This is a genomic window from Rhodococcus sp. 077-4 (genome assembly GCF_047782425.1).
In the GTDB taxonomy this organism is placed as follows: domain Bacteria; phylum Actinomycetota; class Actinomycetes; order Mycobacteriales; family Mycobacteriaceae; genus Rhodococcoides.
The window spans coordinates 350,298-376,565 of record NZ_JAJPWC010000001.1; the positions used below are offsets into that span (position 1 = coordinate 350,298).

Annotated in this window: 26 protein-coding genes; 16 read left to right on the forward strand and 10 right to left on the reverse strand. The window is 63.9% G+C overall.

The window, feature by feature from the left end; genetic code table 11:
- Positions 1-13 precede the first annotated feature (13 nt).
- The 3 genes from ACNEOT_RS01755 (at position 14) to ACNEOT_RS01765 (ending at position 3,344) form a co-directional block, all read left to right on the forward strand.
- Entirely contained in the window at positions 14-769 is a 756-nt protein-coding gene (locus ACNEOT_RS01755) for a class I SAM-dependent methyltransferase (RefSeq protein ID WP_415971638.1), read from the forward strand.
- A gap of 90 nt (positions 770-859) precedes the next feature.
- Positions 860-1,144 (forward strand): DUF1490 family protein, encoded by a 285-nt coding sequence (locus ACNEOT_RS01760; protein WP_415971640.1) that lies wholly within the window; start codon positions 860-862, stop codon positions 1,142-1,144.
- 19 nt (positions 1,145-1,163) lie between these two features.
- The gene (locus tag ACNEOT_RS01765) at positions 1,164-3,344 is read left to right on the forward strand and encodes a heavy metal translocating P-type ATPase (RefSeq protein ID WP_415971642.1); all 2,181 of its coding nucleotides are present in this window, start codon (positions 1,164-1,166) and stop codon (positions 3,342-3,344) included.
- Here the strand turns inward: ACNEOT_RS01765 and ACNEOT_RS01770 are convergent, their stop codons facing one another.
- A complete protein-coding gene (locus ACNEOT_RS01770) occupies positions 3,345-4,589 on the reverse strand; it encodes a KasA/KasB family beta-ketoacyl-ACP synthase (RefSeq protein ID WP_415971644.1) in 1,245 nt (414 codons plus the stop codon).
- Between the two features lie 40 nt (positions 4,590-4,629).
- Here ACNEOT_RS01770 and ACNEOT_RS01775 point away from each other — a divergent pair, with 40 nt between their 5' ends.
- The 4 genes from ACNEOT_RS01775 to ACNEOT_RS01790 all read left to right on the forward strand — a co-directional run bounded on the left by ACNEOT_RS01775 (position 4,630) and on the right by ACNEOT_RS01790 (position 7,358).
- Entirely contained in the window at positions 4,630-5,208 is a 579-nt protein-coding gene (locus ACNEOT_RS01775; RefSeq protein ID WP_415971646.1) for a TetR family transcriptional regulator, read from the forward strand.
- A gap of 207 nt (positions 5,209-5,415) precedes the next feature.
- Positions 5,416-5,901 carry a MerR family transcriptional regulator gene (locus tag ACNEOT_RS01780; protein ID WP_415971648.1) on the forward strand — a complete coding sequence of 162 codons (486 nt, stop codon included), beginning with the start codon at positions 5,416-5,418 and terminating at the stop codon, positions 5,899-5,901.
- A complete protein-coding gene (locus tag ACNEOT_RS01785; RefSeq protein ID WP_415971649.1) occupies positions 5,882-6,874 on the forward strand; it encodes an aldo/keto reductase in 993 nt (330 codons plus the stop codon). The genes ACNEOT_RS01780 and ACNEOT_RS01785 overlap by 20 nt, the downstream gene beginning before the upstream one ends.
- A gap of 1 nt (position 6,875) precedes the next feature.
- Positions 6,876-7,358, forward strand: a complete 483-nt coding sequence (locus ACNEOT_RS01790) for a cysteine hydrolase family protein (RefSeq protein WP_415971650.1) — start codon at positions 6,876-6,878, stop codon at positions 7,356-7,358.
- Between the two features lie 17 nt (positions 7,359-7,375).
- On the opposite strand, the gene ACNEOT_RS01795 is transcribed toward ACNEOT_RS01790, so the two are convergent.
- From ACNEOT_RS01795 to rpsF, 7 genes are all read right to left on the reverse strand, one after another.
- The gene (locus tag ACNEOT_RS01795) at positions 7,376-7,633 is read right to left on the reverse strand and encodes a DUF3297 family protein (protein WP_415971652.1); all 258 of its coding nucleotides are present in this window, start codon (positions 7,631-7,633) and stop codon (positions 7,376-7,378) included.
- Positions 7,634-7,708: 75 nt separating this feature from the next.
- Complete coding sequence (gene dnaB / locus ACNEOT_RS01800; protein ID WP_027495083.1) at positions 7,709-9,103, reverse strand: replicative DNA helicase; 1,395 nt, start codon at positions 9,101-9,103, stop codon at positions 7,709-7,711.
- Positions 9,104-9,624: 521 nt separating this feature from the next.
- Entirely contained in the window at positions 9,625-11,904 is a 2,280-nt protein-coding gene (locus ACNEOT_RS01805; RefSeq protein WP_415971653.1) for a SulP family inorganic anion transporter, read from the reverse strand.
- 220 nt (positions 11,905-12,124) lie between these two features.
- Positions 12,125-12,580, reverse strand: a complete 456-nt coding sequence (rplI, locus tag ACNEOT_RS01810; protein ID WP_415971655.1) for a 50S ribosomal protein L9 — start codon at positions 12,578-12,580, stop codon at positions 12,125-12,127.
- A 15-nt stretch (positions 12,581-12,595) separates the two neighbouring features.
- Positions 12,596-12,838: a 30S ribosomal protein S18 gene (rpsR, locus tag ACNEOT_RS01815; protein ID WP_027495080.1), complete on the reverse strand. Its 243-nt coding sequence runs from the start codon at positions 12,836-12,838 to the stop codon at positions 12,596-12,598.
- Between the two features lie 42 nt (positions 12,839-12,880).
- Positions 12,881-13,432 carry a single-stranded DNA-binding protein gene (locus tag ACNEOT_RS01820; RefSeq protein WP_037195207.1) on the reverse strand — a complete coding sequence of 184 codons (552 nt, stop codon included), beginning with the start codon at positions 13,430-13,432 and terminating at the stop codon, positions 12,881-12,883.
- Positions 13,433-13,489: 57 nt separating this feature from the next.
- Positions 13,490-13,777 (reverse strand): 30S ribosomal protein S6, encoded by a 288-nt coding sequence (gene rpsF / locus ACNEOT_RS01825; RefSeq protein ID WP_008711385.1) that lies wholly within the window; start codon positions 13,775-13,777, stop codon positions 13,490-13,492.
- Between the two features lie 161 nt (positions 13,778-13,938).
- On the opposite strand from rpsF, the gene ACNEOT_RS01830 reads away from it, so the two are divergent.
- From ACNEOT_RS01830 to ACNEOT_RS01850, 5 genes are all read left to right on the forward strand, one after another.
- Positions 13,939-15,321, forward strand: coding sequence for a glycosyltransferase family 87 protein (locus ACNEOT_RS01830; RefSeq protein ID WP_415971657.1), 1,383 nt, complete (start codon positions 13,939-13,941; stop codon positions 15,319-15,321).
- Between the two features lie 33 nt (positions 15,322-15,354).
- A complete protein-coding gene (locus tag ACNEOT_RS01835) occupies positions 15,355-16,044 on the forward strand; it encodes a response regulator (RefSeq protein ID WP_415971659.1) in 690 nt (229 codons plus the stop codon).
- Complete coding sequence (locus ACNEOT_RS01840; RefSeq protein WP_415971660.1) at positions 16,044-17,225, forward strand: sensor histidine kinase; 1,182 nt, start codon at positions 16,044-16,046, stop codon at positions 17,223-17,225. The genes ACNEOT_RS01835 and ACNEOT_RS01840 overlap by 1 nt, the downstream gene beginning before the upstream one ends.
- Positions 17,222-18,268 carry a hypothetical protein gene (locus ACNEOT_RS01845; RefSeq protein WP_415971661.1) on the forward strand — a complete coding sequence of 349 codons (1,047 nt, stop codon included), beginning with the start codon at positions 17,222-17,224 and terminating at the stop codon, positions 18,266-18,268. Before ACNEOT_RS01840 ends, ACNEOT_RS01845 begins: the two co-directional genes overlap by 4 nt.
- A 125-nt stretch (positions 18,269-18,393) precedes the next feature.
- Positions 18,394-18,753 carry a response regulator transcription factor gene (locus ACNEOT_RS01850; RefSeq protein WP_415971663.1) on the forward strand — a complete coding sequence of 120 codons (360 nt, stop codon included), beginning with the start codon at positions 18,394-18,396 and terminating at the stop codon, positions 18,751-18,753.
- A gap of 81 nt (positions 18,754-18,834) precedes the next feature.
- Here the strand turns inward: ACNEOT_RS01850 and ACNEOT_RS01855 are convergent, their stop codons facing one another.
- Together ACNEOT_RS01855 and ACNEOT_RS01860 are read right to left on the reverse strand one after the other, a co-directional pair.
- Positions 18,835-19,932, reverse strand: a complete 1,098-nt coding sequence (locus ACNEOT_RS01855; RefSeq protein WP_415971664.1) for a DUF475 domain-containing protein — start codon at positions 19,930-19,932, stop codon at positions 18,835-18,837.
- Between the two features lie 130 nt (positions 19,933-20,062).
- Positions 20,063-20,638: a TerD family protein gene (locus ACNEOT_RS01860; protein ID WP_057478477.1), complete on the reverse strand. Its 576-nt coding sequence runs from the start codon at positions 20,636-20,638 to the stop codon at positions 20,063-20,065.
- Positions 20,639-20,858: 220 nt separating this feature from the next.
- On the opposite strand from ACNEOT_RS01860, the gene ACNEOT_RS01865 reads away from it, so the two are divergent.
- From ACNEOT_RS01865 to ACNEOT_RS01880, 4 genes are read left to right on the forward strand one after another with little or no spacing between them, the layout of a single operon-like run.
- Positions 20,859-21,944: a hypothetical protein gene (locus tag ACNEOT_RS01865; RefSeq protein WP_415973619.1), complete on the forward strand. Its 1,086-nt coding sequence runs from the start codon at positions 20,859-20,861 to the stop codon at positions 21,942-21,944.
- A gap of 23 nt (positions 21,945-21,967) precedes the next feature.
- Entirely contained in the window at positions 21,968-23,116 is a 1,149-nt protein-coding gene (locus ACNEOT_RS01870; protein WP_415971665.1) for an HpcH/HpaI aldolase/citrate lyase family protein, read from the forward strand.
- The gene (locus ACNEOT_RS01875) at positions 23,113-25,446 is read left to right on the forward strand and encodes a phosphoribosyltransferase (RefSeq protein WP_415971667.1); all 2,334 of its coding nucleotides are present in this window, start codon (positions 23,113-23,115) and stop codon (positions 25,444-25,446) included. The genes ACNEOT_RS01870 and ACNEOT_RS01875 overlap by 4 nt, the downstream gene beginning before the upstream one ends.
- Positions 25,443-26,246, forward strand: coding sequence for an HAD family hydrolase (locus tag ACNEOT_RS01880; RefSeq protein WP_415971669.1), 804 nt, complete (start codon positions 25,443-25,445; stop codon positions 26,244-26,246). Before ACNEOT_RS01875 ends, ACNEOT_RS01880 begins: the two co-directional genes overlap by 4 nt.
- Positions 26,247-26,268: the final 22 nt, after the last annotated feature.

A 26,268-nucleotide genomic window follows, 5' to 3' on the forward strand; every position in this document is an offset into this window, starting at 1 on the left:
GTAGCCTGAGTTTATGGTTAGCCGAGATAACAGCTCGACATCGTTCGGAACCGCCGCCGATGTGTACGAAGCCGCGCGTCCGCAATACCAGACCGAAGCGGTCGAGTGGCTGCTGGAGCCGGTACTTTCGGCCGGCCGACGACCACGAGTCGCCGACGTCGGTGCCGGCACGGGAAAACTCACCCGCAGCATCGTCGCCGCCGGTTGCGACGCCATCGCCGTCGATCCTGACCCCGCGATGCTCGCTTACCTGCGCACCGCAGTTCCCGGCGTTCCCGCCCACGTCGGTACTGCCGAGTCCCTTCCGCTGGAGGACGACAGCGTCGACGCTGTCCTACTGGGACAAGCCTGGCATTGGGTCGAGCCCGTAGCCGCGTCACGCGAGATCGGGCGGGTTCTCCGTCCCGGCGGCGTCCTGGGCCTGATCTGGAACATCCGCGACGAGTCGCAGTCGTGGGTACGGCAACTGAACTCGGTGGTCTCCCGCGGCGGAGCGCTGACCATGTTCGACGACGGTCCGCCGCCGGTTGCAGACCCGTTCCTTCGCCTCGACGAAGAGCGGTGGACGTGGTCTCGCACGATGAGGCGGTCCCAGTTGACCGACCTGGTTCGGTCGCGCAGCTTCTACATCACCGCGACGGCCGATGAGCGTGACGGCATCGATCGGGATGTGGCGGCGCTGTTCGACGAGTTGGGCCTGGACGGAACAGCGACGATCGAACTTCCCTATGTGACAAGGGCTTTTCGCACCACGCGTCCGAACCGATGACACCTCGCGACCCCGGGAGTCGCCACAGCCGAACAAAACGAATATGATTCCCATTAAGTGGTTACAGGTTCGAGTTCGAGGAGCAACAACATGGCGTTTCCGATCATCGTCGCGAAAGCAGTATCGACGGTCGTGACAGGTGCAGTCGGCGTCGCCGCGTACAACGGTGCCAAGAAGCTGTACGAGAAGGCACCCGTTCGCAAGGCTGCGGTATCGGCAACCGAGATCGGTCTTCGTGCCGCACGGAAGGCCGAAATCCACGCCGAGTCAGCACGTTTGGCTGTGTCCGATGTCGTTGCGGAGGCACGGGACCGCCTCGGCGAGGAAGTACCGCCGCCGTCGGCCACCGAAGTCGGCCACGGCCACTCGCACTGACCGCGGCAGCACGCCGAACATGACGACACTCGCCGAAAAGCCGGTCGACGCTGCTTCCATCCGAACAGACGGCATCGAGATTCTGTCCGACGCCGCCGGCCGCATGCGGCTCCGCGTCGACTGGCTGCGGTCGAGCCCGGGCCGGGCGGTCGCCGTCGAAGACCATGTGGACAAGATTCGCGGGGTGCGGGCCGTCCACGCCTATCCCCGCACGGCGTCCGTGGTCGTCTGGTACTCCCGCTCACGGATCGATAGGGCCGAACTGTTCGACGCGGTGACCGCGGGCCGAACGACGAACTGGGCACTGGTACCTGTACGCAGTCCACGTTCTGCGGACGTCACCAGCGGTGACGTCCTGCGCATGACCATCGGCGGCGCGGCCCTCGTACTGCTCGGCTTTCGCCGATACGCATTCCGTCGGCCACCCATTCTCGGACCCACCAGCCGGGTCGTGGCCACCGGCGCAACCATTTTCACCGGTTATCCGTTCCTGAAGGGCGCGCTGCGCTCGTTGGCCGGCAATGGGTCCGCCGGCACCGATGCACTCGTCAGCGCCGCGACCGTGGCCAGCCTCGTCCTGCGCGAAAACGTCGTCGCCCTCACGGTGCTGTGGCTTCTCAACATCGGCGAGTACCTACAAGAGTTGACGCTCAAGCGAACTCGTCGAGCGATCTCGGACCTCCTGACCGGTACTCAGGACACCGCATGGATCCGGCTTGCCGACGGTTCCGAGATTTCCGTCGACGTCGATCGGTTGGAAATCGGCGACGAGGTGATCGTGCACGATCACACCGGCGTTCCTGTGGACGGGATCGTCGTGGACGGTGATGCGGTGGTCGATCAGTCGGCGATCACCGGTGAGACGTTGCCGGTGTCCATCGTTACCGGCGACCGCATTCATGCCGGGTCGGTCGTTGTCCGGGGCCGCATCGTCGTACGCGCGTCCGCAGTGGGCCGCGACACCACCATCGGCCGCATCATCTCGCGTGTCGAGGAGGCGCAAGAAGACCGCGCCCCGATTCAGACTGTGGGAGAGAACTTCTCGCGACGCTTCGTGCCAGCGTCGTTCATTCTGTCGGCCCTCACTCTCTTCGTCACCCGCGATGTTCGACGCGCGATGACCATGCTGTTGGTCGCATGCCCGTGTGCGGTGGGTCTGTCTACTCCGACGGCGATCAGCGCTGCCATCGGAAACGGCGCTCGCAGGGGGATACTCATCAAGGGTGGGTCTCATCTGGAACAGGCAGGCAGGGTCGACGCCTTCGTGTTCGACAAGACCGGCACCCTCACCGTCGGACGCCCCGTCGTCACCAATGTCGTGTCTTTTCAAGACGACTGGGAGCCGGAGCAGGTGCTGGCGTATGCCGCCAGTTCCGAGATCCACTCTCGGCATCCGTTGGCCGAGGCCGTGATTCGCAGCACAGAGGAACGTCATATCGTGATTCCGCCGCACGAGGAGTGCGAGGTACTCGTCGGACTCGGCATGCGCACTGTCGCGGATGGACGGACGTTGCTGCTGGGCAGTCCCTCGCTGCTGCGCGCCGAGAACGTCGACGTGTCCGAGTATGCGGCTGAGTGGGTTTCGCGACTCCAGCGTCAGGCCGAGACACCGCTGTTGCTGGCAGTCGACGGGGTGCTGGTCGGATTGATCAGCCTTCGTGACGAGGTCCGGTCCAATGCTCTGGAGGTACTCGATGCACTCCGGGCCGACGGAGTGCAACGCATCGTCATGCTCACCGGAGATCACCCAGAGACCGCTGCCGCCGTCGCCGCCGAACTGGGCATCGCCGAGTGGCGGGCCGAAGTGATGCCGGGCGGCAAGCTCGAAGCCGTCCGCGAGTTGCAGGAGGCGGGGTACGTCGTCGCAATGGTCGGCGACGGCACCAACGACGCGCCCGCGCTCGCCGTTGCGGACATCGGAATCGCAATGGGTTTGGCGGGCACCGATGTTGCCGTCGAAACCGCTGACGTTGCCCTGGCCAGCGACGACCTTGCACGGTTGCTCGACGTACGCGATCTGGGGCGACATTCGGTGTCCGTCATTCGGCAGAACTACGGAATGTCTATCGCAGTGAACGCCCTGGGTCTCGTGGTGAGCGCCGGTGGGGCACTGTCTCCGGTACTCGCCGCAATCCTGCACAACGCATCTTCTGTCGCGGTGGTCGGCAACAGCTCGCGATTGATCCGGTACCGAATCTGATCAGTAGCGCCCGAACGCGAGCGCGACGTTGTGCCCGCCGAAACCGATCGACGTGCTCAACGCGTAGTCGATCTGCTGGCTGCGTCGTGAACCAACGATATCGAGATCGATTGCAGGGTCTTGATTGTCGAGGTTGAGAGTTGGCGGCACCACCGAATCGCGAATCGACAGCATCGTGAGAATTGCCTCCAATGCACCGACCGCGCCGATGGAATGGCCGAGCGCAGACTTCGGCGCATAGACGGACGCCTGACCGACTGTGGCGGCGATTGCCCTGGCCTCCGACAGGTCACCGATCGGAGTCGCCGTCGCATGCGCATTGACGTGACCGACGTCCCGAGCGTTCAAACCCGCTGTACCGATGGCCTTTTCCATTGCCTTGCGAATCCCTCGCCCCTGCGGATCCGGTGCCACGATATGGAACCCATCCGAGGTGATACCGGCACCGAGCAAGCGCCCGTGAACCCGCGCGCCACGAGCTACGGCATGCTGCTCCGACTCGACGATCAGCAGCGCTCCGGCTTCGCCGAACACGAATCCGTCACGGTCACGATCGAAGGGCCTCGACGCCCGCGCCGGTTCGTCGTTGCGGGTACTCATGGCGCGCATCATCGAAAAGCTCGCGATCGGCACCGCGTCGATGTGCCCTTCGACTCCTCCGGCGATCACGACATCGGCCTCACCTGTCACGATCAGCCTCCACGCGTGAGCCAACGCCTCGGAACCCGACGAGCAGGCCGACACCGGAGTGAACACTCCTGCCCGCGCGCCGACCTCGAGCCCGATGTGAGCGGCCGGTCCGTTCGGCATCACCATCGGTACCGACATCGGCGGCACCTTTCGGTAGCCACCCGACCTCATCGCGTCGACGGCCCCGATCAATGCGTCGCCGCCGCCCAAACCGGTGCCCACTGCCACGGCAAGTCGATCCGAGTCCATGTCGTGCAGACCTGAGGAACGCCACAGTCGCCGCCCCAACACCACCGCCAACTGCTCGACGAAGGACAGTCTTCGCTGCTCCACGCGGTTCAGATGGTCGGAGAGCGCCATTTGAAGGACTCCGCCGATGCGGACAGGTAGGTCATATTGCGCAACGAAGTCATTCTCGAGCGTGCCGATACCGCTCTGCCCGTCGAGGAGGCGAGCCCACGTTGTGTCGGCGTCGTCGGCCAGAGCGGTAGTAGCGACGTATCCGGTGACGACCGCGTTGCGGCGGTCAGTTTGTGTAGCGATCGGTTCACTCATACCGTCCATGAATACATGTAGCGACCGGTACAGTCAACCCATGGCCCGCCCCCTCGATCACGACAAGCGCGTCGAACTACTCGGCCGCGTTGTCGAATACATCGGAACTCACGGTCTCGACGATCTGACTCTTCGCCCATTGGCCGCCGAACTCGGCACCAGCTCTCGAATGTTGATCTACTACTTCGATTCTCGCGAAAACCTGATTGTGCAGGCACTGACCAGCCAACGGCCGGCGTTCGCTGAGATGTTCGGCAACGTCGACACTGCCGACCAGCTCGAGAACCGACTGCTCGAACTATGGAAGTCGATGTCGGAGGGCAATGACGCGGTCAGCTCACGAATCCTGATGCAAGTCATCGGGATTGCGTCCATCAAGTCCGGAGTCATCGCGGACTTCGCGCGCGACAGCATTCGGGCACTGACCGACGCTTTGGCCGGCGCGATGGCGCGCTGCGGGATGGACTCGACCACGGCCTACGCGCACGCGACAACCGTGGGGGCCGGATTCCGAGGGCTGCTGCTCGACCACTTCACCACAGGTGACTTCGAGCGGACCGATGCAGCCGCAGTCCTGATCTTTCGCGCCGCAGCCCAAGCCTGTTCGATCAGAGGTTGAGCCGTCACCAGAGCCGCGACCGCACCTGCGGCAACCGCCGTCCCAGACCGTGCTGTGGGTGTTCCTTCGGCTGGAGGACTGGACACCTGAACATGGACGACGTCGCCCGGGCGCGAGAGAAGTACGACTCGATCCACCGGACGAGTATTTAATCGTTGCCGATTTCGGCTTGCGTTGGAGTGCACTCGAAGACGTAGCGTCTGGTCCATGACCGCAGCACCGCATTCACCGGCCGCGACCGACACCGAGGACGTGAGTATCGGAATTGCCGAGATGGCCGAGTCCTCGGGGCTGACGCAGGACACGCTGCGTTGGTACGAGCGGGAGGGCCTGATACCCGAGATCCCTCGCACGGCGATGGGTAGGCGCGCGTTCAGCCCGCGGCTGGTCGCACTCGTGAAACTTCTGGTTCGTCTGCGGTCGACCGGTATGCCCACAGCCGATATGCGCCGATTCGTGATTCTGGTGAATCTGGGTGCGTCCACGCATCAGGAACGGATCGACATTCTGACCGCTCACCGGGTACGGGTCGACGAGAAGCAACGTCGTCTCGCCGAAGCACGGTCGGCGCTGGAGTCGAAAATTTCGCACTACGAGGACCTGATCGCACAGGGTCTCGACTGTGACGGTCTTGCGGTCATCCCCCCATCATTCAACGAGCACAGGAGCATTTATGTCGATTCCCACTCGTAACGTCCCGGCACTCGGACGCAATGTCGGTGCGATCGGCCTCGGTTGCATGGGTATCAGCTGGGCCTACTCCGGTGCCGATACCTCCTCGGACACTGCAGGTGCACCAATCCTTTCGCATGCACTCGAGTCAGGGATCGACTTCTTCGACACCAGCGACGCCTACGCCGCCGGACACAACGAGAGGGTCGTCGGCCGCGCTCTGGCCGGGACGAATGTCGTGATCGCCACGAAAGCCGGGTTGATCGGCAACCTGGACGGCGGAGCGCCTGTGCTGACTCGAAACGGTACGCCCAAGCACCTCGCGCAAGCCTGCGACTCGAGCCTGCGGAACCTCGGTGTGGACACCATCGATCTGTACTACCTCCACCGCGTCGACGACCAGGTGCCGATCGAGGACTCCTGGGGAGCCTTGTCGGAATTGGTAGCGGCGGGCAAGGTGCGTGCCCTGGGACTCAGCGAGGTCACCGTCGAGCAAGCGCGGGTGGCCCACAGTATTCATCCGGTCTCTGCGGTGCAGTCCGAACTATCCCTGTGGACTCGAAACGCACTGGGGCAGGGCACTACCCATGACGGCGAACCGGTGGGAAACATGGTGGAGTGGACGGGTGAGAACGACGCGGTGTTCGTGCCGTTCTCGCCGTTGGGTCGAGGATTTCTCACCGGTTCACTCGACACCTCCACACTTCCGGCGACCGACATGCGGTTGGCACTTCCCCGATTCTCCGGAGCTGCCGCCGAACAGAACCGATCGATCGTCCAGGTGGTGTCCGCAGTGGCGTCGAGGCACGACTCCACCCCTGCCGCTGTGGCATTGGCGTGGGTACTCGCCCAGGGCACCCACGTGATTCCCATTCCCGGCACCACCAACATCGGCCACTTCGACGCCAACCTCGCGGCACTCGAGCTCGAGCTCACCGCCGAGGATCTCGCCGCGCTCGAAAGTGCACCCGCTGCAGTCGGAACTCGATACTGACGTGACGCGAACGGCACTGCTGCAGATCGACTTTCAGCCATGGATCATCGAGCTCGGACATGATCCCGGCGCACTGGCTCGCGCCGGATCGGTCCGGGACGCCCAACGTGCGGTGGGCGGGCTGGTGGTGTGCACTCGCTATCTCAGCCGCGATGCAGCCGATCCGCTGCGTTCCGACCCGGCGGGCGATGGGGCCCGCTTCCACCCGTCGATGACGCCTCTGCCAGGGGACCTCATCGCAACGAAGTTCGATCGCGACATCTGGTCGAACCCCGATCTGGACGCCCTGTTGAGACTCGTCGGGGTGGAGCACCTGACGATCACCGGCTACCTCACGGATTTCGGGGTTCGGATTGCCGCGGAAGGCGCGTGTTCACTGGGCTACCGCGTCACGGTGCGCTCCGCTGCTTGCGCGGGATCGACCGAAGACGAGCATCAGCGAGCCCTAGCATCCATAGCGGCGGCCGGTGCCACTGTCGACTAGACCCCGGGCGAAGTCCGCTATTTGGCGTCGCGGAAGTACGGTTCGACCGTGCCCTTGAGCTTGACGAGCATGGGATTTCCGAAGCGATCCTTCGCGGTGGGCACTTCGACTCGCACCCAACCCTCGGTCACGTTGTATTCGCGAATACTGGTCTTCTCGACGCCGTTGAAGCGAATACCCACGTCCCGTCGAAGAACCTCTTCGCTGTAGAAGGGGCTCCGCGGATCGATCGAGAGATGATTCGGTGGAACGTCTGTGTTCTGATCCTCGGGCATGATTACTTTCGTCGATTGCTGCAGTAGGTGCTCGGTTTATTCACAGAGAGAATACGCGACCCAGCGCTGGTGACCCTAGCCCCGCGCCATGTCCACGAACCTGGACAAGTGAAGCTGATGTGCCACAGTGATTGTCGCGGTCGGACCGTTACGGTGCTTACCGAGAATCAAGTCGGCCTCACCGCCGCGGGGGTCGTCGCGCTCGATCGCGTCGGGGCGGTGCAGCAGAATTACCATGTCGGCGTCCTGCTCCAGTGAGCCGGACTCACGAAGGTCCGAGACCATCGGCTTCTTGTCGGTTCTCTGCTCCGGACCACGGTTGAGCTGGCAGACCGCGACCACCGGGCATTCGAGTTCCTTGGCCAACAGCTTGAGCTGACGGGAGAAGTCCGAGACCTCCTGCTGACGGGACTCGACCTTCTTGCCGGACGACATCAGCTGAAGGTAGTCCACCACAATGAGTTTCAGGCCGTTGCGCTGCTTGAGGCGTCGCGCCTTGGCTCGAATCTCCATCATCGTCAAGTTGGGCGAATCGTCGACGAAAAGCGGTGCTTCGCTGATCTCACTCATACGTCGGGCCAGCTTGGTCCAGTCGTCGTCGGTCATCTTTCCCGAACGCATGTCGCCGAGTTTGATCTTCGCCTCCGCGGACAGCAGACGCATGACGATCTCGGTGCGACTCATCTCCAGAGAGAAGATGACACTGGGCATGCCGTGCTTGATGGAGCACGAACGCATGAAATCCATACTTAGGGTAGACTTACCCACGCCAGGTCTAGCCGCCACAATGATCATCTGACCAGGGTGAAGACCGTTGGTTATTTCGTCGAGTTCGGCGAATCCTGTCGGTACACCGAGGGAAATGCCGCCTCGGCTGGCGATGGAGTCGATTTCGTCCATCGTGGGCTGCAGCAGTTCCTCGAGGGGCAGGAAGTCCTCGGAGGTGCGGCGTTCGGTGACCTCGTACACCTCGGCCTGGGCGCGGTCGACGACCTCGGCGACGTCCTGTCCGTCTGCACCCGCGTAACCGAACTGCACGATGCGGGTGCCTGCCTGGACGAGTCGGCGCAGAATCGACTTCTCCGCCACGATCTCGGCGTAGTACCCGGCATTGGCTGCCGTCGGCGTGGTCTGAGTGAGCGTGATCAAGTACGGAGGCCCGCCGATGCGCTTGAGCTCCCCGCGTCGATCCAACTCGGCCGATACGGTCACCGGGTCCGCAGGCTCACCGCGGCTGTAAAGATCCAGGATCGCGTCGTAGACGTTCTGGTGGGCGGGGCGATAGAAGTCGCCCGGACGAAGCACCTCGAGCACATCGGCGATGGCGTCCTTGCTCAGCAACATGCCGCCCAGCACGGACTGCTCGGCAGCCATGTCCTGTGGGGGCTGGCGACCGAAATCCTCGCCGGGCCCCTCGCTGGAAGAGGAGCCGGAATAGTCGGACTGTCCTCGATCGTCCACAACTGCCACGCGAACCGGCCGTCCTCTCCCCATTGTCGTCAGCATCGTCGAATATCACCCGGCGGTGCGGTGTTGCAAGTTCTACCCCCGGGCACCGACAGGTCCTGCTCGGCACCGGATTCGCCCTGTCCCGTCGCCGTTGCACGGCATCGAGAGAGACGCTGCACGGACGTTAAGCGCTATCGGCAGTAGTCACAACACAGCCTGTGGACGAATCTGTGGATGAAATGTGGATGGTGTTGAACAACCGTGTTGACCGTCTGGGGATAACCTGGGTATAACTTTCCGACTTTGATGACTATCGCCAGCTCACGGGGTGTACATAAAGTTTTCTTCCTGTGCATCGATTCTGGAGCGGCGTGTCGGCCGAATTGACAGCTCGGGCGTGTTGAGTAAATGCCAAGTGAACCCGAGGGTGAATTAGGTCACACGGACTGGGATCGGTCACAAAACAGACCATAAGCCTGTTTCGACGGCAAGGGCCCGATCCCAGACTCGGAATCGGGCCCCTCGATACCGCCGCTCGGAGGTCAGGCGTCACTCTCCTGCCGGCAGTCCGCCGGGTCCAGGACAGTGACCTCCTGGGTGCCAATCTGGAGCACGCGTGCCGTCGGAATGTCGAAGAACAGACCGGTGATTCGTAGACGGCCCTCGGCGTTGGCCCGGCCCACGATGCGGTGGCGCGTGAGCGTCTGCAACTGCACCGCCACGTTCACCATCGCGAGCTGATCCGCCTCACCGAAGCCGAGCTCCGCCGCCTGACGTCCCACCACATGTCCGCTGCGGTACGCCTCCAGGCTTGCCATCCCGTACCCCAACCACTCCGCCACGGACGGGTCCGCGGCGTTCTCCGGCCCACTCAGCACCGCCTTCATGGCACCGCAGCCCGAGTGTCCACAGACCACCACCGACGAGGTGCCCAACTGATCGACTCCGAACGCCAGCGCCGCCTCCACCGAACAATCCTGCCCCTGAGCGGGCACGAGGTTGCCCATGTTCCGGACGGTGAACAGATCGCCGGGACCGCTACTGGTGATCGTGTTCGGCATGACGCGCGAGTCCACGCAGCACAGGAAGAGAGTGTCCGGATCCTGCATGTCGGTCAGACCCTCGAGATGTGGACGAATGTTCGGAGCATGGGTGCGGTGATATTCCGCGACGCCGTGCAACACCGGCCGCAGCGCGGCAGGCGAATCATTCTGCGTCACATCGCTCTTGAGCTGCCAGGCTCGCCACGGCGCCAACGAACTGCGCACCGTCGCAGATCCACGCTTGGGTGGACCCTCGGCAGCGGCCGCCATCGATGCGGTGCCCACTTCCTCGACTTTGACTGTGCCACCGCCCAGTTCGTGCTGGCGCATCCATTCGTTCAGTGCATCGTGCACGGCGTGATCGAGAAAGTCGACGCCCAGGTGCACGGTGACGGCGGTTCCTGCAGGAACGGTGGACAAGACCTTCGTCAATCGAGGGAGCGCGAGAAAGCTCAACGAACCCTCGGTGTTGACGCGCCAGGTACCGTCCACCGTTTCCTCGGCACGCACCTTGGCCCACACGACCCTGCGCAACACGAGGATGATCGACAGGGCCAGACCGATCAACACGCCCTCGAGCAGATTGAGCGCCACCACGCCGACGACCGTCACCGCGTAGACAGCGATATCGCCGGTCTTGTTCGCAATCTTGATGTCCGCCAACTTGATCAGCTGCACGCCGATCATCACGAGCAACCCGGCCAGGGCCGCGAACGGAACCAGTTCGACGATCGAGATGAACAGTACCGAGAAGATCAGAATCCACACACCGTGCAGAATCGCCGACGCACGGGACTTGGCTCCGACCTTCACGTTGGTGGCACTGCGCACGATGACGCCGGTGATCGGCAGACCACCGATGGCACCGGAAACCATGTTGCCTGCGCCCTGCGCCATGAGTTCGCGGTCGAAATTGGTGCGCTCACCACTGTGCATCTTGTCGACGGCGACCGCCGAGAGCAGGCTCTCGACACTGGCGATCAATGCGATGGTGATGACACCTGTCGCAAAGGCGCTCCACTGCCCATCGGGCATGACGGGCAGGCTCAGGGACTCGATCAGGTTGCCCGGCAGTTCGATTCGCTCGACGTCGAGCGAGAAGAAGATGGACACCGCGGTTGCGGTGACCACTGCGACCAGTGCAGCAGGCACCTTGGTCACCTTGGCCATCACGCTGGATACCCCAGCCAGCCGCGGCCACGAGAACATCAGCACGACGACGATGCCGCCGACGACGATGGACGGCCACTGACCGTCGGCAACCGAGCGGGGAATGGCCAGGACGTTCTGCACCGCAGAACTCTGGGACTCGCCTCCGAGCAGTACGTGAATCTGTTGCAGCGCAATGGTTATGCCGATTCCGGCAAGCATGGCATGCACCACCACTGGTGAGATGGCCAGCGCGCTGCGGGCAATTCGACTCATCCCCAACAGGATCTGCACGGCACCGGCAAGAACCGTGATCGCACAGGTCACGCCCCAACCGAATTGGCCGACCAGTTCGGCCACCACCACCGTCAGACCGGCAGCCGGGCCGCTGACTTGCAGCGGTGACCCACCGAGTATCCCGGCGAGAACGCCGCCGACCACCGCGGCGATGAGGCCGGCCATGATCGGAGCGCCGGACGCGACGGCGATACCGATCGAAAGGGGCACTGCTACAAGGAAAACGACCAGCGAGGCCGGCACGTCGTATTTCAGGATCGACCCGACACGAGAGCGAGGCTCGGGTCGGGTCGGGATACTGGGCTCCGAATCGGGCTCCACAGTTGTGGTCACGGTGTTCCTCCGGGCGTCTAGGCGTCAGGTGATCGTTCTTGTTGTTCCGTCGCCCCCGAAGTAAAGGTTACGCAAAGCTTTGCCCATCGGCCCCTCAGGAGAGATGCTTCACAATCCGGAACCTGTTGTGACAGTTCATTTTTGTGAAAGACCACGAAAAAGCCCCACGAACTGTGAGTTCGTGGGGCTTTGTTCGACCGAATCGGGCCGAAAGCTGAAATCAGCTTCCGACAACCTCCAGCTTGAACTTTGCGGTCACGTCGGGGTGCAGGTTCACGACGATGTCGTGCTTGCCCGTGCTCTTGACGTGAGCCTTCGGCAGATCGATGCTGCGCTTGTCGACAACCGGACCACCGGCAGCCTTGAGAGCAGAAGCGACGTCCGACGCGGTGACCGAGCCGAACAGCTTGCCCGTATCGCCCGCGGTCTTGACCGACAGCGTGACGGACTCGAGGCCCTCGATGGCCTGCTTGAGCTCGTTGGCGTGCTCGAGACCGCGAACGGCCCGTGCTTCCTGAGCGCGGCGAATGCCGTCGACCTGCTTCTGAGCTCCACGGGTGGCCTGAATGGCCAATCCGCGGGGCAGCAGGAAGTTACGGCCGTAGCCGTCCTTGACCTCTACGGTGTCGCCAGGCGCACCGAGGTTGTCCACATCAGCGGTGAGGATCAGTTTCATACCAATCGCCCCTTTCTATCGAGCCGTCGCGGCGTAAGGCAGCAGTGCTACCTCACGCGAGTTCTTCACGGCAACGGCCACGTCACGCTGATGCTGGACGCAGTTGCCGGTGACACGGCGAGCACGGATCTTTCCGCGATCGCTGACGTACTTACGCAGCAACGTCGTGTCCTTGTAGTCGATCGCCGTGTTCTTTTCCTTGCAGAAGGAACACGCCTTCTTCTTGAGCACCTTGTCGCGCAATGGCGGTTTGGGCATGGGTCTTTCTCCGTTACATCTGGTTGTTCTCGATCGAAGGATCTAGAACGGTGGCTCTTCGTCTCCGCCACGTCCGCCGAAGGAGCCCGATGCCGCCGGGGCACTGCCCCAGGGATCGTCTCCGCCGGAACCGGAGTTGGACGAGGAGTTCGAGCGGCCGCCGCCCGATCCGCCAGAGGAACCGGAGCCGGAGCCGGAGTTGAAGCCGCCTCCGCCGCCACCTCCACCGCGATTGGCCTTGTTGACCTTTGCGGTGGCGTAGCGGAGTGAAGGTCCGATCTCGTCGACCTCGAGCTCGACGACTGTCCGCTTCTCACCTTCACGCGTCTCGTACGAGCGCTGCCGCAGCCGTCCGCTCACGATCACTCGCGAGCCTCGGGTCAAGCTCTCGGCAACGTTCTCCGCTGCCTCGCGCCAGATGTTGCAGCGCATGAAGAGCGCGTCGCCGTCTTTCCACTCGTTCGTCTGACGATCGAATGTGCGCGGGGTGGATGCAACCGTGAAGTTGGCAACCGCCGCACCGGCGGGGGTGAATCGAAGTTCTGGATCAGCCGTCAAGTTTCCGATGACGGTGATGACGGTCTCGCCTGCCATGGTTCCTCTTTCAGTAGTAAGCGTTGTAGATGCCAGCCTAGAGGCGGGCAACGACAATTACTTGCCCTGTCGCAGGACCTTCGTGCGCAGAACGGACTCGTTGAGTCCGAGCTGACGATCCAGCTCGCTGACGGTGGCAGGCTCGGCGTTGAGGTTCACAACGGCGTAGATGCCCTCGGCATGCTTGAGGATTTCGTAGGCCAGACGACGCTTGCCCCACACATCGACCTTGTCGACGGTGCCGCCATCCTTGCGAACGACGTTGAGGAACGTATCGAGCGACGGAGCGACAGTGCGCTCGTCCAGATTGGGGTCGAGAATGACCATCAATTCGTAATGACGCATAAGACCTCATCACCTCCTGTGGACTAGTGAAAACGGCCACGGACTATCCGTGGCAGGAGGGTCGTTGCGTCAGCAACCCCTCGAAGATACACGACAGGGCCCTGACCTGCTAATTCGCGTTGGACGTACGGCCCGGCGTTCGCGCGTCATAGTCTTGCACCATGCGATCCGGGGTCCGCGCCAGTACGACGACGGCCGTCGTGGTCGTCGTGACGGCCGCGTTCGGATTGATTCTGGGGTATCTGAACAAGGCACGCTGCGCGGTCGCACCGTTCGACGCTTCCGGACGGAGCACGGTGTTCGACGCCATCAAGGATTCCTCGGTCTGCTACTCCGACATCCAATTCCTGTGGCTCGGTCGAGACATCGACAATCACATCTTTCCGTACATCCACGGGGCCATCACGAGCGATGGAATTCTCACCGGGGGGACCGTCGAGTACCCGGTTCTGAGCGGTCTGTTGATGTGGCTCGGCGCGATTCCAGCACACACCGACGCGCAGTTCCTGCTGACCTCGGCGTTGATTCTGGGGCCGTTCGGTCTGCTCACCGCCTGGATGCTCGGTCGGATGGCCGGCTGGCCCGCACTGCTGTGGTCGATCGGCCCGCCCCTGGTGATGTACGCGTTCCACAACTGGGAGCTCCCCGTGGTCGCCGCGGCCGTCGGCGCGATCTTCGTCATGACGCTGCCGATGCAGCTGCGACACAGAGCCACCCTCGCGTCGGTGTTGTTGGCAGTCGGCTTCTGTCTGAAGCTCTATCCGGGAGCCTTCGTGTTGCCGCTGATCGCGTACGTGGTCACCGGCGGGATCGACCGGAGCGAATCCGCCGACACCATCCGGGGTCGCTGGGACATTCGTGGTGGTCTGATGGTCGCCGGTGCGGCGATCGGCACGGTCGTTGCAGTGAATCTGCCGTTCGCCGTACTCGGCTACGAGGGGTGGCGCGCATCCTTCACGTTCCAGTCGCTGCGACAGGCAGATCTGACGACCAACTCCATCTGGTACTGGGGACTGCGCCACGCCTATATCAACGACCGGATGACACCCGAGGCCTACGCGGCGGCCGAAGCGTCGTTCCAGGACACGGTGGACGTGGCGTCGCCGCTGTTGGTGTTCGTCGCATTCGCTCTCGCGCTGTGGCTCGGGTTCCGCCGCGCGAAAGTGGTCGGCACCTATCCGTGGGTTGCGGTGAGCGGATCGATGTTGTGCGGCTTCATGCTGCTGCACAAGGTGCATTCCCCGCAGTACACGCTGTGGCTGCTTCCTTTCCTGGTGCTACTCCGGGTTCCGTGGGGACTGGTCGCCGCGTATCTGGTGGTCGATCTGTCGATGGGAGTCGGCGTCTTCAAGTATTTCGCCGCGCTGGCCTCGGGTACCGACGCCAACGACGAAGAGTTCTTCGTTCTCGTCGGAGTGTGGGGACGAGCGTTGCTGTTGGTCGTGCTGTTCGTCTCGTTCATCAAGTCGGAGATGCGGATTCCGGCCCGGTCCGACCCCGACCAGGACCCCGCAGAGCCTCGAACCCTGGTACAAAACAGGTAGCACGTTACGGTTACGGCTACGGGGGGCGGGGACATGGCAGAGGGGTCGCAGTCGCACGAGGAATCTGCCGTCGAGGCGCGGCGCATCGGACTGGTCGAGGACCACGAATCCGTCGCTCTGGGCCTCAAGGCCATGCTGGCGGACGAACCGGATCTCGATCTGGTGTCCATCGCAGCCACCGTCGGAGAGTTGCTCGCCCAGCAGCAGACACTCGATCTGGTCGTACTCGACCTTCGCCTGGGTGACGGTTCGTCACCTCGATCGAACGTCGAACAGCTCCATGCCGCCGGTGTACGCGTGCTGGTCTACACCGGCGCCGAGAACGCCTTCCTGGTGCGCTCCGCCGCCCGTGCAGGCGTGCTGGGTGTAGTGCGCAAGTCCGCGCCGGCGGCCGCGATCGTCTCTGCCATCCGACGTGCCGCGAGCGGAGAGCAGGTCGTCACGACGGACTGGGCGGCCGCGATCGACGGCGACCCACAGCTTCCCGACGTCGGCCTCAGTCCGCGTCAGCGCGAGGTACTCGCCCTCTACGCCTCCGGCGAGAAGGCCGGACGCGTCGCCCGCCTGGCCGGGTTGTCCGAACAGACCGTCAACGACTACCTCGTGCGGATCCGCACCAAGTACTCCGAGGCGGGGCGTCCGGCACCGACGAAAACCGATCTCTACAAGCGGGCGGTCGAAGACGGCTGGCTCCCGATGCCCGAGCTTCCCTCGCAGGACTGATGCCCAACACGAGTGCGGAGGAACGCCTCTCGCGCTACATGGCCCGTTTCGCCAGCGCGGGGGCGTTCGCGTACCTGGTATTGCTGGCACCGCAGATCGCGGGACAGTTCGATCGGCTATACGCTTGGTACACAACGGTTTTCGTGGTGACAGTTTTCGGCCCGGCTCTGTTCCTGTCGTTCGCCTCGTTCCGGTGGAGCATCGGGCGCATCCGCGCTCTGGTGACGGCGTTGGCGGCTGCCTATCTTGCCGCGCAGGTGTTGTGGCTGCCCGCTTTCGACGGGCCACCGCTCGGAGTGACCGAATCTGCTTGGATCGCAATGTTTCCCGGATTGATCACCGTCACGACAGCGATAGCGTGGTCCAACCGCGCCATCTTCGCTTACCTGGTGGTCGTCGCCTCGTACGGGCAGGTTCTCAACTACTACAGCAGGATCGATCACGGCAACGTTGCGCTCGTCGCCGACATCGCCTTCGGCGTCATGTTCTGCGGAATCTTCACGTTCACGGTCACCTTGGTGGTGCGCACCGGCCGGGTGCTGGACACCACGCGAACTACTGCCGAGGCTCAGGCCGCGGCTGCTGCCGCCAGCGCCGCGCGGTCGGTCGAACGCGAAAGGTTCGACGCACTGATACACGACGACGTCATGTCGACCCTGTTGTCGGCCGCACGAGCGGGCAACAGCCCGGCACTGACGGCCCAATCGGCGACGGCTCTGCACCGGCTGGACCGATTGCGATCGGGTATCTCCTCCACCGAACAGGTCGACCCGGACGGCTTCGTCGCGTACTTGCGATCGGCCCTGGCCGAAGTCGACGACCACGTTGCCATCACCGCCGCCGTCGACGACGCGGCACGAGACGCGACTCTGCCGATGGACGCAGTGCGAGCTCTGTCTGCGAGTGCCACAGAGGCGCTCCGCAACAGCGTCCGGCACGCAGGCGAGTACGCCGCACGTACCGTCGAGGTCTCCGTCGCCGCCGACTCGGTACGCATAGCCGTATCCGACGACGGTCGCGGATTCGACCCCGGTGCCGTCGCACCACATCGACTCGGACTCGCCGTCAGCATCGAGGGCCGCATGCGCCAGCTGCCGGGCGGATCGGCCGAGGTGGCGTCGAAACCGGGACGCGGGACAACCGTCACTCTCACCTACCGACCCATCGGTGACGCGTCGTGACCGACGAAGCCGTCGTCGACGCCGATCGCGACGTACGTGCTTTTCTCGGTATGAACACTGCCAGTGCGTACGTCGCAGCGGCCGTCTTCCTCGCCACGTATTCGTTGATGAACTTCACGTCGTCGGACGGCGTGCGCAGCGTCTGGGTGGTGGAGTCGGCGGTGCTGCTGGTGTCTGCGGCCGCATTCGCTCTGGTCGCCGTGCCGGGGGATCCGCTCGCTGCGAGATGGGCGGTGGCGATTGCCGCTACGGCTCCGATAGCCACGGCCGTCGTGCTGCTTCAGCTGCCGGTCCCCGTGGACAACGGAGTGCAGACCTGGCCGCTCAGCGCGGCCATGGCTCTGTGCGGATTCGTCAGTGTCCGCGGCCGCACCGCGATCGGGTGGATCGCCATGGCCTCGGTGGTCGCCGTGTGCATCGTCTGGTCCGCTGCCACCGGCCAGGGCCCGGCGCACGGTGTGGTCATGTCGATCATCAACGTCGCTCCGCTGGTGATGGCGACGTTCTTCGCGCTGACGTTCCGATCCACCGCCGCGGCCGTCTTCGAACTGCGCGGTCAATCGCGTCGACGAGCCGCGGAGAATGCTGCAACCTCGGCCGCACTGGACGAACGCGACCGACAACTCGAGCGACTCGACCAGCTCGCCAGACCTCTCCTGGACAAACTCGCGAGTGGTGCCGAACTCGATCGAGCCGAGCGCGAAGCGTGCGGCCTGCTCGAGGCTGCACTGCGGGACGGACTGCGCGCGCCGGGGTTGATGACCGACGACGTCGTGGCGGCAGCGAGATCGGCCCGTGCACGCGGCGTGCAGGTAGTTCTGCTCGACGACGGCGGTCTCGCTGTGCTCGATCCCACAGTCGCCCATCGAGTCCAGGCAGCCGTCGCCGACGTCCTCACACACGCGACGGGCGAGGTCGTCACGGCCAGAATCTTGCCGCCCGGACGTCCGACGATTGCGTCGATACTGGTCAGCGACCCCACCGAGGACCGCAGAATCGAACTCGACGGCTACGGCAGCGCGCTGGCCGACACAGGTGCATGAGGCATCATCTGAGTTGACGGTTCAATGCCCATAGAAATCAGGGCAGCGATCCTGTGATCTACCTGTGAGAATCAGGTTGCTCAGGTTTAGACCGTCTCAACCTGCTTCGGCCCTCGGGAGAACTGATGTCCGCACTGCTCGATCCCATGCCCTCGGAACACAGCGACTCCATCACTGCCACACCCCGTGGGCTGATCTCCCTGGTACCGCACGCGATGCAGGTCAACCCGGTGCCCCCGGCACCGAGCCCGTTCCCGACGCAACCCGGGCTGACCGACCGCGAGATCGAAGTACTTCTCTGCTGGATTCGGCACGACTCCAAGACCGAGGTCGCCAAAACGCTGTTTCTGTCGCTGGGCACCGTCAACACCCACCTGACGCGTATCCGCGCGAAATACACCTCGGTCGGACGCTCCGCTCCGACCAAGGCCGCACTGGTGGCCCGGGCTCTACAGGACGGACTGGTCGACATCGCAGAGCTGTGACCCCCACACAGCTCGGGAAACACAACAGCTCCGGCCCCTGCACTGCGCAGGCCCGGAGCTGTCATGATTCGAAGCGGTAGGTCAGACGTGGACCTCGGTGTCCACGCCTTCGCGTGCCAGACGCTTGTTGCGTCGAACGCTGCTGACGAGAGCGGCTCCGATGAACAGGATTCCCACGAAGCCGGTGATCAGCTCGTTGATGTGCACACCGATCGACACCAGCAGGATGACGGCCAACGCGCCGATTGCCCAGTGCGCGCCGTGCTCGAGGTACACGTAATCGGACAGCGTCCCCTTGCGGACCAGGAACACCGTGATCGAGCGGACGAACATGGCACCGATGAAACCGAGTCCGAGCGCGATGATGATCGGGTCCGCGGTGATCGCGAAGGCACCGATGACGCCGTCGAACGAGAACGACGCGTCGAGCACCTCCAGGTAGAGGAACAGGAAGAACCCGGCCTTACCCGTCGCCTTCGCCAGTTCGCTTGGTCCGTTCGAGGACTCTTCGCCCTCTTCTTCGACGTGGAACAGCTCACCGAGACCGTTGACGGCGATGTACGTGATCATGCCGAGCACTCCGGACACCATCACGGTGGCGATCTTGTCGTCCTCGGCCAGGAACTCGGCGCTCAGGACCAACAGCAGACCGGCGACGACCACCGAGAGCTGATCGAGACGACCGATGCGAGCCAGCGGCTTCTCGAGCCAGCTCAACCAGGTGATCTCGCGATCCTCGAAAATGAAGCCGAGGAACAGCATCAGCAGGAACATTCCGCCGAACGCAGCGATCTGAGGATGCGCATCGGTGAGCAGCGTCTCGTAGCTGGGGCGGCCGTCGTCGAAGTACGCGGCATCGTTGGGCGGAGGATTCAGCGCCAGGTCGATGGCGGCGACCGGACCGAGGCCCGACGCGGCCCAGACGATGACCAGCGGGAACAGCAGTCGCATACCGAAGACGGCGATGACGATGCCGATGGTGAGGAAGATCTTCTGCCAGAACTCACTCATGCGCCGCAGCACAGTTGCGTTGATGACGGCGTTGTCGAAGGACAGCGATACCTCGAGTACACCGAGGATGAGCACGAGGATCATGGCCTCGAGTCCGCCGTACAGGAATGCCACGATGACGGACACGATGGTGACCGCGATCGACCAGCCGAAGATTCTCAAAACCACTGTCAGTGGCCTTTCTGGCTAGAGCGGAGCCGGCAGGAACGACCAGGCTGGGGGGAGGACAAATACGGAAAAACCCCCGCCCATCATGAATGACGAGGCGGGGGTATCACCAATCTTGGGGAGGTCTTTACTAGACGTTTACTCCGAAGTCGCGAGCGATTCCCGCGAGACCGGACGCGTAGCCCTGACCCACTGCACGGAACTTCCACTCCGCGCCGTTGCGGTACAGCTCACCGAAGACCATGGCGGTCTCGGTGGAGGCGTCCTCGCTGAGGTCGTAGCGAGCGAGTTCGGTGTTGTCGGCCTGGTTGATCACGCGGATGAACGCGTTACGCACCTGACCGAACGACTGCGAGCGCGCGTCCGCATCGTAGATCGACACGGGGAAGGTGATGGTCTCGATCTCCGGCGGTACAGCGGCGAGATCGACCTTGATCTGCTCGTCGTCTCCGTCGCCCTCGCCCGTGGTGTTGTCCCCGGTGTGCTCGATGGAGCCGTCGGGAGACTTCAGGTTGTTGAAGAACACGAAGTGTCCGTCGCTCAAGGCCTTCTTCGTCGAGTTCAGCGCGATGGCGCTGGCGTCGAGGTCGAAGTCGGTGCCGGTCGTCGTGCGGATGTCCCATCCGAGTCCGACCACGACCGCGGTCAGGTTCGGAGCTGCTTTGGTGAGCGAGACATTGCCACCCTTGCTGAGGCTGACGCCCATTGAGAGGTCCTTTCGCAAATGGTTTCCCGTTACGGCTACAACCGTAGTGGGAATGTCCGGTTCTTGGACGTACTCCGCCAACGACTGCGACATCGCCAGGGTTCCCGTCGGTACTATCGAGCAGGTGACAAGTCGCTGGCCTGGGGTCTTTCGCCGAGGTGCCGAATCGGACGCCGCCGCGCGTCGGTCCCAGGACAATGCTGTCGCCGCGTTTCTCGACATGGACAAGCGTCAATCCATCGCCTCGGCAGGCGTGGAAGCCTCCACCGCGTTGCGGCCCGAGGATCGACTCGGCACCCGATGGGCCGACACCGAGAAGCAGTGTTTCGACGCCGGAGCGGCCTACCTCGCCGCGGTCGATCAATTCGACGGAATGGCCACGCCCGCCGCCAGATCGGCATTCGACCGCGCGACCGCCTTGCTGCACGATGCGAGCGGCGCTGTCGATCGTTTCTACGACGCTCATCGCAGCACCCTCGAACACGCTTCCGCTCAGTTCGCCGCCACCCCGCGCCTGGTCCAGGACGCATTGACCGAGGCCGATGCAGCCCGGTCGACCGTCGACGAGCAGTACGCCGGGTACCCTTCGCTTCGTCAGGCGTGGCACGAACTCGACTCGGCCACAATGCAATTGCAGAGTTCCCAACGAAATCCACTGCTCGCGCGCGAGCATGCCGCAGCCGTCCGAGACCGGGCGGCCGCACTGCAAGCCGTCGTCGCGTCCGCCCCGGGGCGTACCCAGGAGGCCCGTACGGCACTGGCCTCGGTGCGCACTCGAATCGAAGCAGTGCGAACGAGATCCGAGGGCATCGCCCCTGCCTTCTCCAGCTTGCTGCGCGAGTTCAACGCCAAGAGTTCGGCAGACCTCTCTCGCAACGAACGGTCGAGTGCGCGCCACATCGAGCAAGCGGACGAGGACCTGCGGGCCGCACGTTCTGCGCTCGACGCCGGTAATCCCGAGCACTCACTGGATCTGGTGACTCAGGCGCGCAGCCATCTCAGCGACGCCGAACACCTGGTCGACGCAGTCACCGACCGAGTTCGCCTGCTGCGCGCAGTGAAATCGGATCCGCACGCCACCGAGAACAAGGTGCGTTTCAAACTTCGTGATGCTCAACAACTCGCGATCAATCGCGGCCTGGTTGCCGAATGGGGCTCGGTGTTGGATGCTCAGCTCGCCAGGATCGACAGGGCGAGCACAGCGCTGACGGGAACCCATCCCGACTACTGGTCATATCTGCAGGATCTGGATACCATTTCGGACTTCATCGCAGGCGTGATCGAGCGTATGCGCAACTCGCACTGATCACATTCACACGAAGGACAGTGGTGCAACACTTTCGCCATCTCGACGCAGACACCCGTGCACGTGTGTTCTTCCTGCAGCCGGAAGACATCGAGACGAGCGACGGAAACGACCTCCTCGCAACGGCTCTCGGCGCAACGCTGTACATCCCAGCCACGCGCTCGGACCTGACCGCGACGGTGAACAAACGAACCGCCGAGGGCGTGCGGTCCATCGTCATCGATCTCGAAGACGCTGTCGCAGACCATAATCTGGACGAAGCGTTGGCGAACACTGTCCGAACTCTGAACGAACTCTCGGGTTCGAGTTCGCTCGTCTTCGTTCGAGCCCGCACCGCTGCGCACATCCGGAGTATCTGCGCCGACCTCACCCACGGAGCCGCCGGACTCGCCGGGTTCGTGGTACCCAAGTTCACCGCAGCGCGCGGAGCCGAGTTTCTCGACGAGATCGCCGCTGCATCTCGGGCACACGGCACGCGCCTGTTCGCGATGCCGGTCCTGGAGTCGCCGGAAGTGGTGCACCGCGAGACTCGCGACGCAGAATTGGTTGCGATCCGCGAACTCCTGGGTGGCTACCGAGACATGGTGCTGGCAGTGCGAATAGGTGCCACCGACATGTGCGGCAACTTCGGCATCCGCCGCGACCGCGACCTGACGATCTACGACGTGCGCGTCGTCGCCGACGTCATCAGCGCCATCGTCAACCACCTCGGCCGCAACGACGGATCGGGATTCGTCATCACCGGCCCGGTGTGGGAATACTTCGCAGACCACGAACGCATGTTCCGCCCCCTGCTGCGTCAGACGCCGTTCGTGGACCAGGAGGCCGTCCGCTTCCGCCAGCAATTGGTCAGCAGCGATCTCGACGCACTGCTGCGCGAGGTGGCCCTCGACCGGGCCAACGGTATCCAGGGCAAGACCGTCATCCATCCCTCGCACGTGCCCGCTGTGCACGCGTTGTCCGCGGTGACGCACGAGGAATACCACGATGCACTCGACATCCTGTCGTCCGACCAGGGCGGCGTACAAGCATCCGGCTACCGCAACAAGATGAACGAGCTCGGCCCGCACCGCAATTGGGCGAAGCAGACGGTCCTGCGCGCGAAGGCATTCGGCGTCACCAACGAGGGGATCACGTTCGTGGATCTACTGACCGCACTGGCACAGCAATGACCGGGAAGCCGGCGGACGGCATCGCCTTGACCGACACCGGCTCCTCGTCGTCGTGGACGGCGACGCAGTTGGTGCGGCCCGGTCTGCGGCGCAACCCCCGTCGCGCCCACTTGTTGGTATCGACGGTGCTCGGCAAACACATACCCGTCGACCCCGAGGTCGTCATCGCGGCCGGAAACGAGCTGGCCGCCGTGGCACACGCCGCGGTGGACGGTTCCGACGTCGATGTTCTCGGATTCGCCGAGACGGCAACAGGATTGGGCCACACCGTCGCCACAGCGCTCGGCGCCCACTGCTACCTGCACTCGACTCGTCGCACGGTGCCGGGCATGACGGTGCACGCGGAGTTCCAGGAAGGCCACTCGCACGCCACCGACCACCTGCTGATGCCGACATCGGGCGATCTGCTCGCCGGCGATCTGCCGTTGATTCTGGTGGACGACGAAATTTCCACCGGAGCGACGGCGCTGGATGCATTGCGGCAGATTCATGCATCGGCCGGACGCGCGCACTACGTCATCGCGTCCCTGGTCGACATGCGCACGGCCCAGCATCTCGCTGCTGCCGAGGCGGTGGCAACGGAGCTCGGCGTTCGGATCGACAACGTCAGCCTCGCGCAAGGATCGGTGGATCTGGCACCGGGACTGGTGGAGACGGTTCTGGAGCTCCCCGATCCGACCTTCAATCCCACTGCTGCACAGTCGGGTTCGGTTCGCAGACTCGATGCGAGCTGGCCCGCAACTCTGCCCGACGGCGGACGCCATGGGTTCCTCGGTTCCGACGCGGCCGGTTTCGACACCGCCATCGAAGCCGTCGCGGCCACCGTCGACGCGTCTCTCACCGAGGCCGAATCGGTGGTGGTGATCGGCCACGAAGAGCTGATGTACCTGCCACTTCGACTGGCGGCGGCGCTGCAGAAGAAGGGACACAGGGCGCTCTTCCAGACGACCACTCGGTCACCGGCATACGTGCTCGACATACCCGACTACCCCCTGCGTCGCGGCTTCGAATTCGCTGCACCCGAGGATGATTCGGGACTACGTTACCTTTACAACGCGTCCGCCCCGCACGATGCCACGCTGGTGCTCGTCGCCGATGCCCCGGCCGACACCGATGCCCTCGAGGCCGCGGCCCGTACACTCGCCGCCGCGGGCACCGACGTACTCCTGGTTGTCGTGAGCGGGGCCGACCCCGTGGCCCTCGAGGTCGCTCGGCGGGCACGCCCACTTCGAGGACCCGAGTTCGGTTCCTATGCAGCCGAAGAAGTCACCTGGCTGCTCAAGGACCTCTCGGCAGTCTCGCTCGAAGCGGGAATCGAAGAGCGCGAGAGGCGCATTCAGGCCGGCGAAGCCCACTATGCCGAGTCGCTTCCGGTCGAGTACCAACCGGATCTTGCCTACCGTGAACTGTTCGAGAAAGTGCTGCAGGAGAGCGCATCGAGGTTGGCAGTGGCCGTCGGAACCGTCACCGAGGTCGTGCTGGCCGAGCGCGGACACGACATCGCACTCGCGTCGCTGGCTCGCGCGGGCACACCCGTCGGAATCCTGATGCGCCGCTGGGCATTCGCGGCTCACGGCATCGAGATTCCGCACTACGCCGTCTCGATCGTGCGCGATCGAGGTATCGACGCCGTGGCCCTGCGATACCTTGCCGACCATCACGACTCGCGATCGGTGGTGTTCGTCGACGGCTGGACCGGCAAGGGTGCGATCGCACGCGAACTCACTGCGGCGCTGCGCGAATTCCCGGGGGCGGACTTCGACGACGATCTGGCCGTGCTCGCCGATCCGGGCAACTGCGCGCGCACGTACGGCACGCGCGACGACTTCCTCATTGCGTCGGCCTGCTTGAATTCGACTGTCTCGGGCCTGGTTTCACGGACCGTGCTCAACGACGAACTGATTCGGCCCGGCGACTTCCACGGTGCGAAGTACTACGCCGATCTTGCCCCCGACGACGTCTCACGTCACCTGCTCGACACCGTCGCTGCGCGTTTCGACGACGTGCGGGACGAGGTAGCCGCCTCGGTGACTGCCGTACTCGCCTCCGACAGAATTCCCAACTGGTCGGGATGGGCATCGGTGGAGAAGGTCCGCGAGGAGTACGGCATCTCGCACGTCAATTTCGTCAAACCCGGCGTCGGCGAAACCACGAGGGTGCTGCTGCGTCGCGTTCCGTGGCGCGTGCTGGTGCGCGACGCCGATGCGCCCGAGCACGAACACATTCGGATGCTCGCCGCAGCCAGGGGCGTACCGGTGGACGTGGTTCCGGACCTCGCGTACTCGTGCATGGGACTGATCAAGAACGTCTCGAACGAGGACGCGTCGTGAGTGCCCTCGTCGCGGTGGATCTGGACCGCACGATGATCTTCTCCGAGGGCGCGCTCGGAGTGCCCCTGGACGATTCGTTCGAGTGCGTGGAGATGTACGAGGGAAAGCCGCTGTCGTACATGAGCTCTCGCTCGGTGTCGCTTCTTCGGGAGTTGAGCGAGACCACCGTCGTCGTGCCGACCACCACGCGGACCATCGAACAGTTTCAGCGGATCGCGCTGCCCGGGGCACCCTGGCGGTACGCCATCACCAGCAACGGCGGCAACATCCTCGTCGACGGCACACCGGACTCTGCCTGGCGCAACAGTTTCGAGTTGGATCTGGCGGGCATCGGTGCCGAGTTGAGGTCGCGGGTATCCGAGGATTGGGTACTGAAGTATCGCGAGGCAGACGGTCTGTTCTGCTATCTCGTCGTCGATACGACGGCCGTGCCGGAAGACTTCGTCGCGCAGTGGTCGCAGTGGTGCGCCGCGCGGGACTGGAACGTCTCGCAGCAGGGCCGCAAGATCTACACGATGCCCAACGCGGTGTGCAAGAGCTCCGCGGTGGCCGAGGTCCGGTCCAGGCTGATCCAGGACGGCACGCTCAGTTCCGGGGCTCGACTCTTCGCCGCCGGTGACGGCGCACTCGATGCCGAGATGCTCATCGCCGCCGATGCGGCGATCCGGCCACGACACGGGGAACTGGAACTGCTCGGATTCACCCGCCCCGGTTTGACCGTCACCGATTCCTCCGGCGTCCGGGCCAGCGAAGAAATTCTCGAATGGCTGCGGAACCGAACCGCAGTGCGCCGCGTCTAACAGTTCGTCGGGGAGACACACT

Coding starts and splice junctions, on each gene's coding strand:
- ACNEOT_RS01820 (WP_037195207.1), bottom strand. CDS start 13,432: ATGGCAGGCGAGACCGTCATCACCGTCATCGGAAACTTGACGGCTGAT.
- ACNEOT_RS01795 (WP_415971652.1), bottom strand. CDS start 7,633: ATGCCCGAGGATCAGAACACAGACGTTCCACCGAATCATCTCTCGATC.
- ACNEOT_RS01780 (WP_415971648.1), top strand. CDS start 5,416: ATGACCGCAGCACCGCATTCACCGGCCGCGACCGACACCGAGGACGTG.
- ACNEOT_RS01770 (WP_415971644.1), bottom strand. CDS start 4,589: ATGAGTGAACCGATCGCTACACAAACTGACCGCCGCAACGCGGTCGTC.
- ACNEOT_RS01840 (WP_415971660.1), top strand. CDS start 16,044: ATGCCCAACACGAGTGCGGAGGAACGCCTCTCGCGCTACATGGCCCGT.
- ACNEOT_RS01760 (WP_415971640.1), top strand. CDS start 860: ATGGCGTTTCCGATCATCGTCGCGAAAGCAGTATCGACGGTCGTGACA.
- rpsF (WP_008711385.1), bottom strand. CDS start 13,777: ATGCGTCATTACGAATTGATGGTCATTCTCGACCCCAATCTGGACGAG.
- ACNEOT_RS01785 (WP_415971649.1), top strand. CDS start 5,882: ATGTCGATTCCCACTCGTAACGTCCCGGCACTCGGACGCAATGTCGGT.
- rpsR (WP_027495080.1), bottom strand. CDS start 12,838: ATGCCCAAACCGCCATTGCGCGACAAGGTGCTCAAGAAGAAGGCGTGT.
- ACNEOT_RS01755 (WP_415971638.1), top strand. CDS start 14: ATGGTTAGCCGAGATAACAGCTCGACATCGTTCGGAACCGCCGCCGAT.
- ACNEOT_RS01875 (WP_415971667.1), top strand. CDS start 23,113: ATGACCGGGAAGCCGGCGGACGGCATCGCCTTGACCGACACCGGCTCC.
- ACNEOT_RS01860 (WP_057478477.1), bottom strand. CDS start 20,638: ATGGGCGTCAGCCTCAGCAAGGGTGGCAATGTCTCGCTCACCAAAGCA.
- rplI (WP_415971655.1), bottom strand. CDS start 12,580: ATGAAACTGATCCTCACCGCTGATGTGGACAACCTCGGTGCGCCTGGC.
- ACNEOT_RS01865 (WP_415973619.1), top strand. CDS start 20,859: ATGGACAAGCGTCAATCCATCGCCTCGGCAGGCGTGGAAGCCTCCACC.
- ACNEOT_RS01775 (WP_415971646.1), top strand. CDS start 4,630: ATGGCCCGCCCCCTCGATCACGACAAGCGCGTCGAACTACTCGGCCGC.
- ACNEOT_RS01765 (WP_415971642.1), top strand. CDS start 1,164: ATGACGACACTCGCCGAAAAGCCGGTCGACGCTGCTTCCATCCGAACA.
- ACNEOT_RS01830 (WP_415971657.1), top strand. CDS start 13,939: ATGCGATCCGGGGTCCGCGCCAGTACGACGACGGCCGTCGTGGTCGTC.
- ACNEOT_RS01835 (WP_415971659.1), top strand. CDS start 15,355: ATGGCAGAGGGGTCGCAGTCGCACGAGGAATCTGCCGTCGAGGCGCGG.
- ACNEOT_RS01850 (WP_415971663.1), top strand. CDS start 18,394: ATGTCCGCACTGCTCGATCCCATGCCCTCGGAACACAGCGACTCCATC.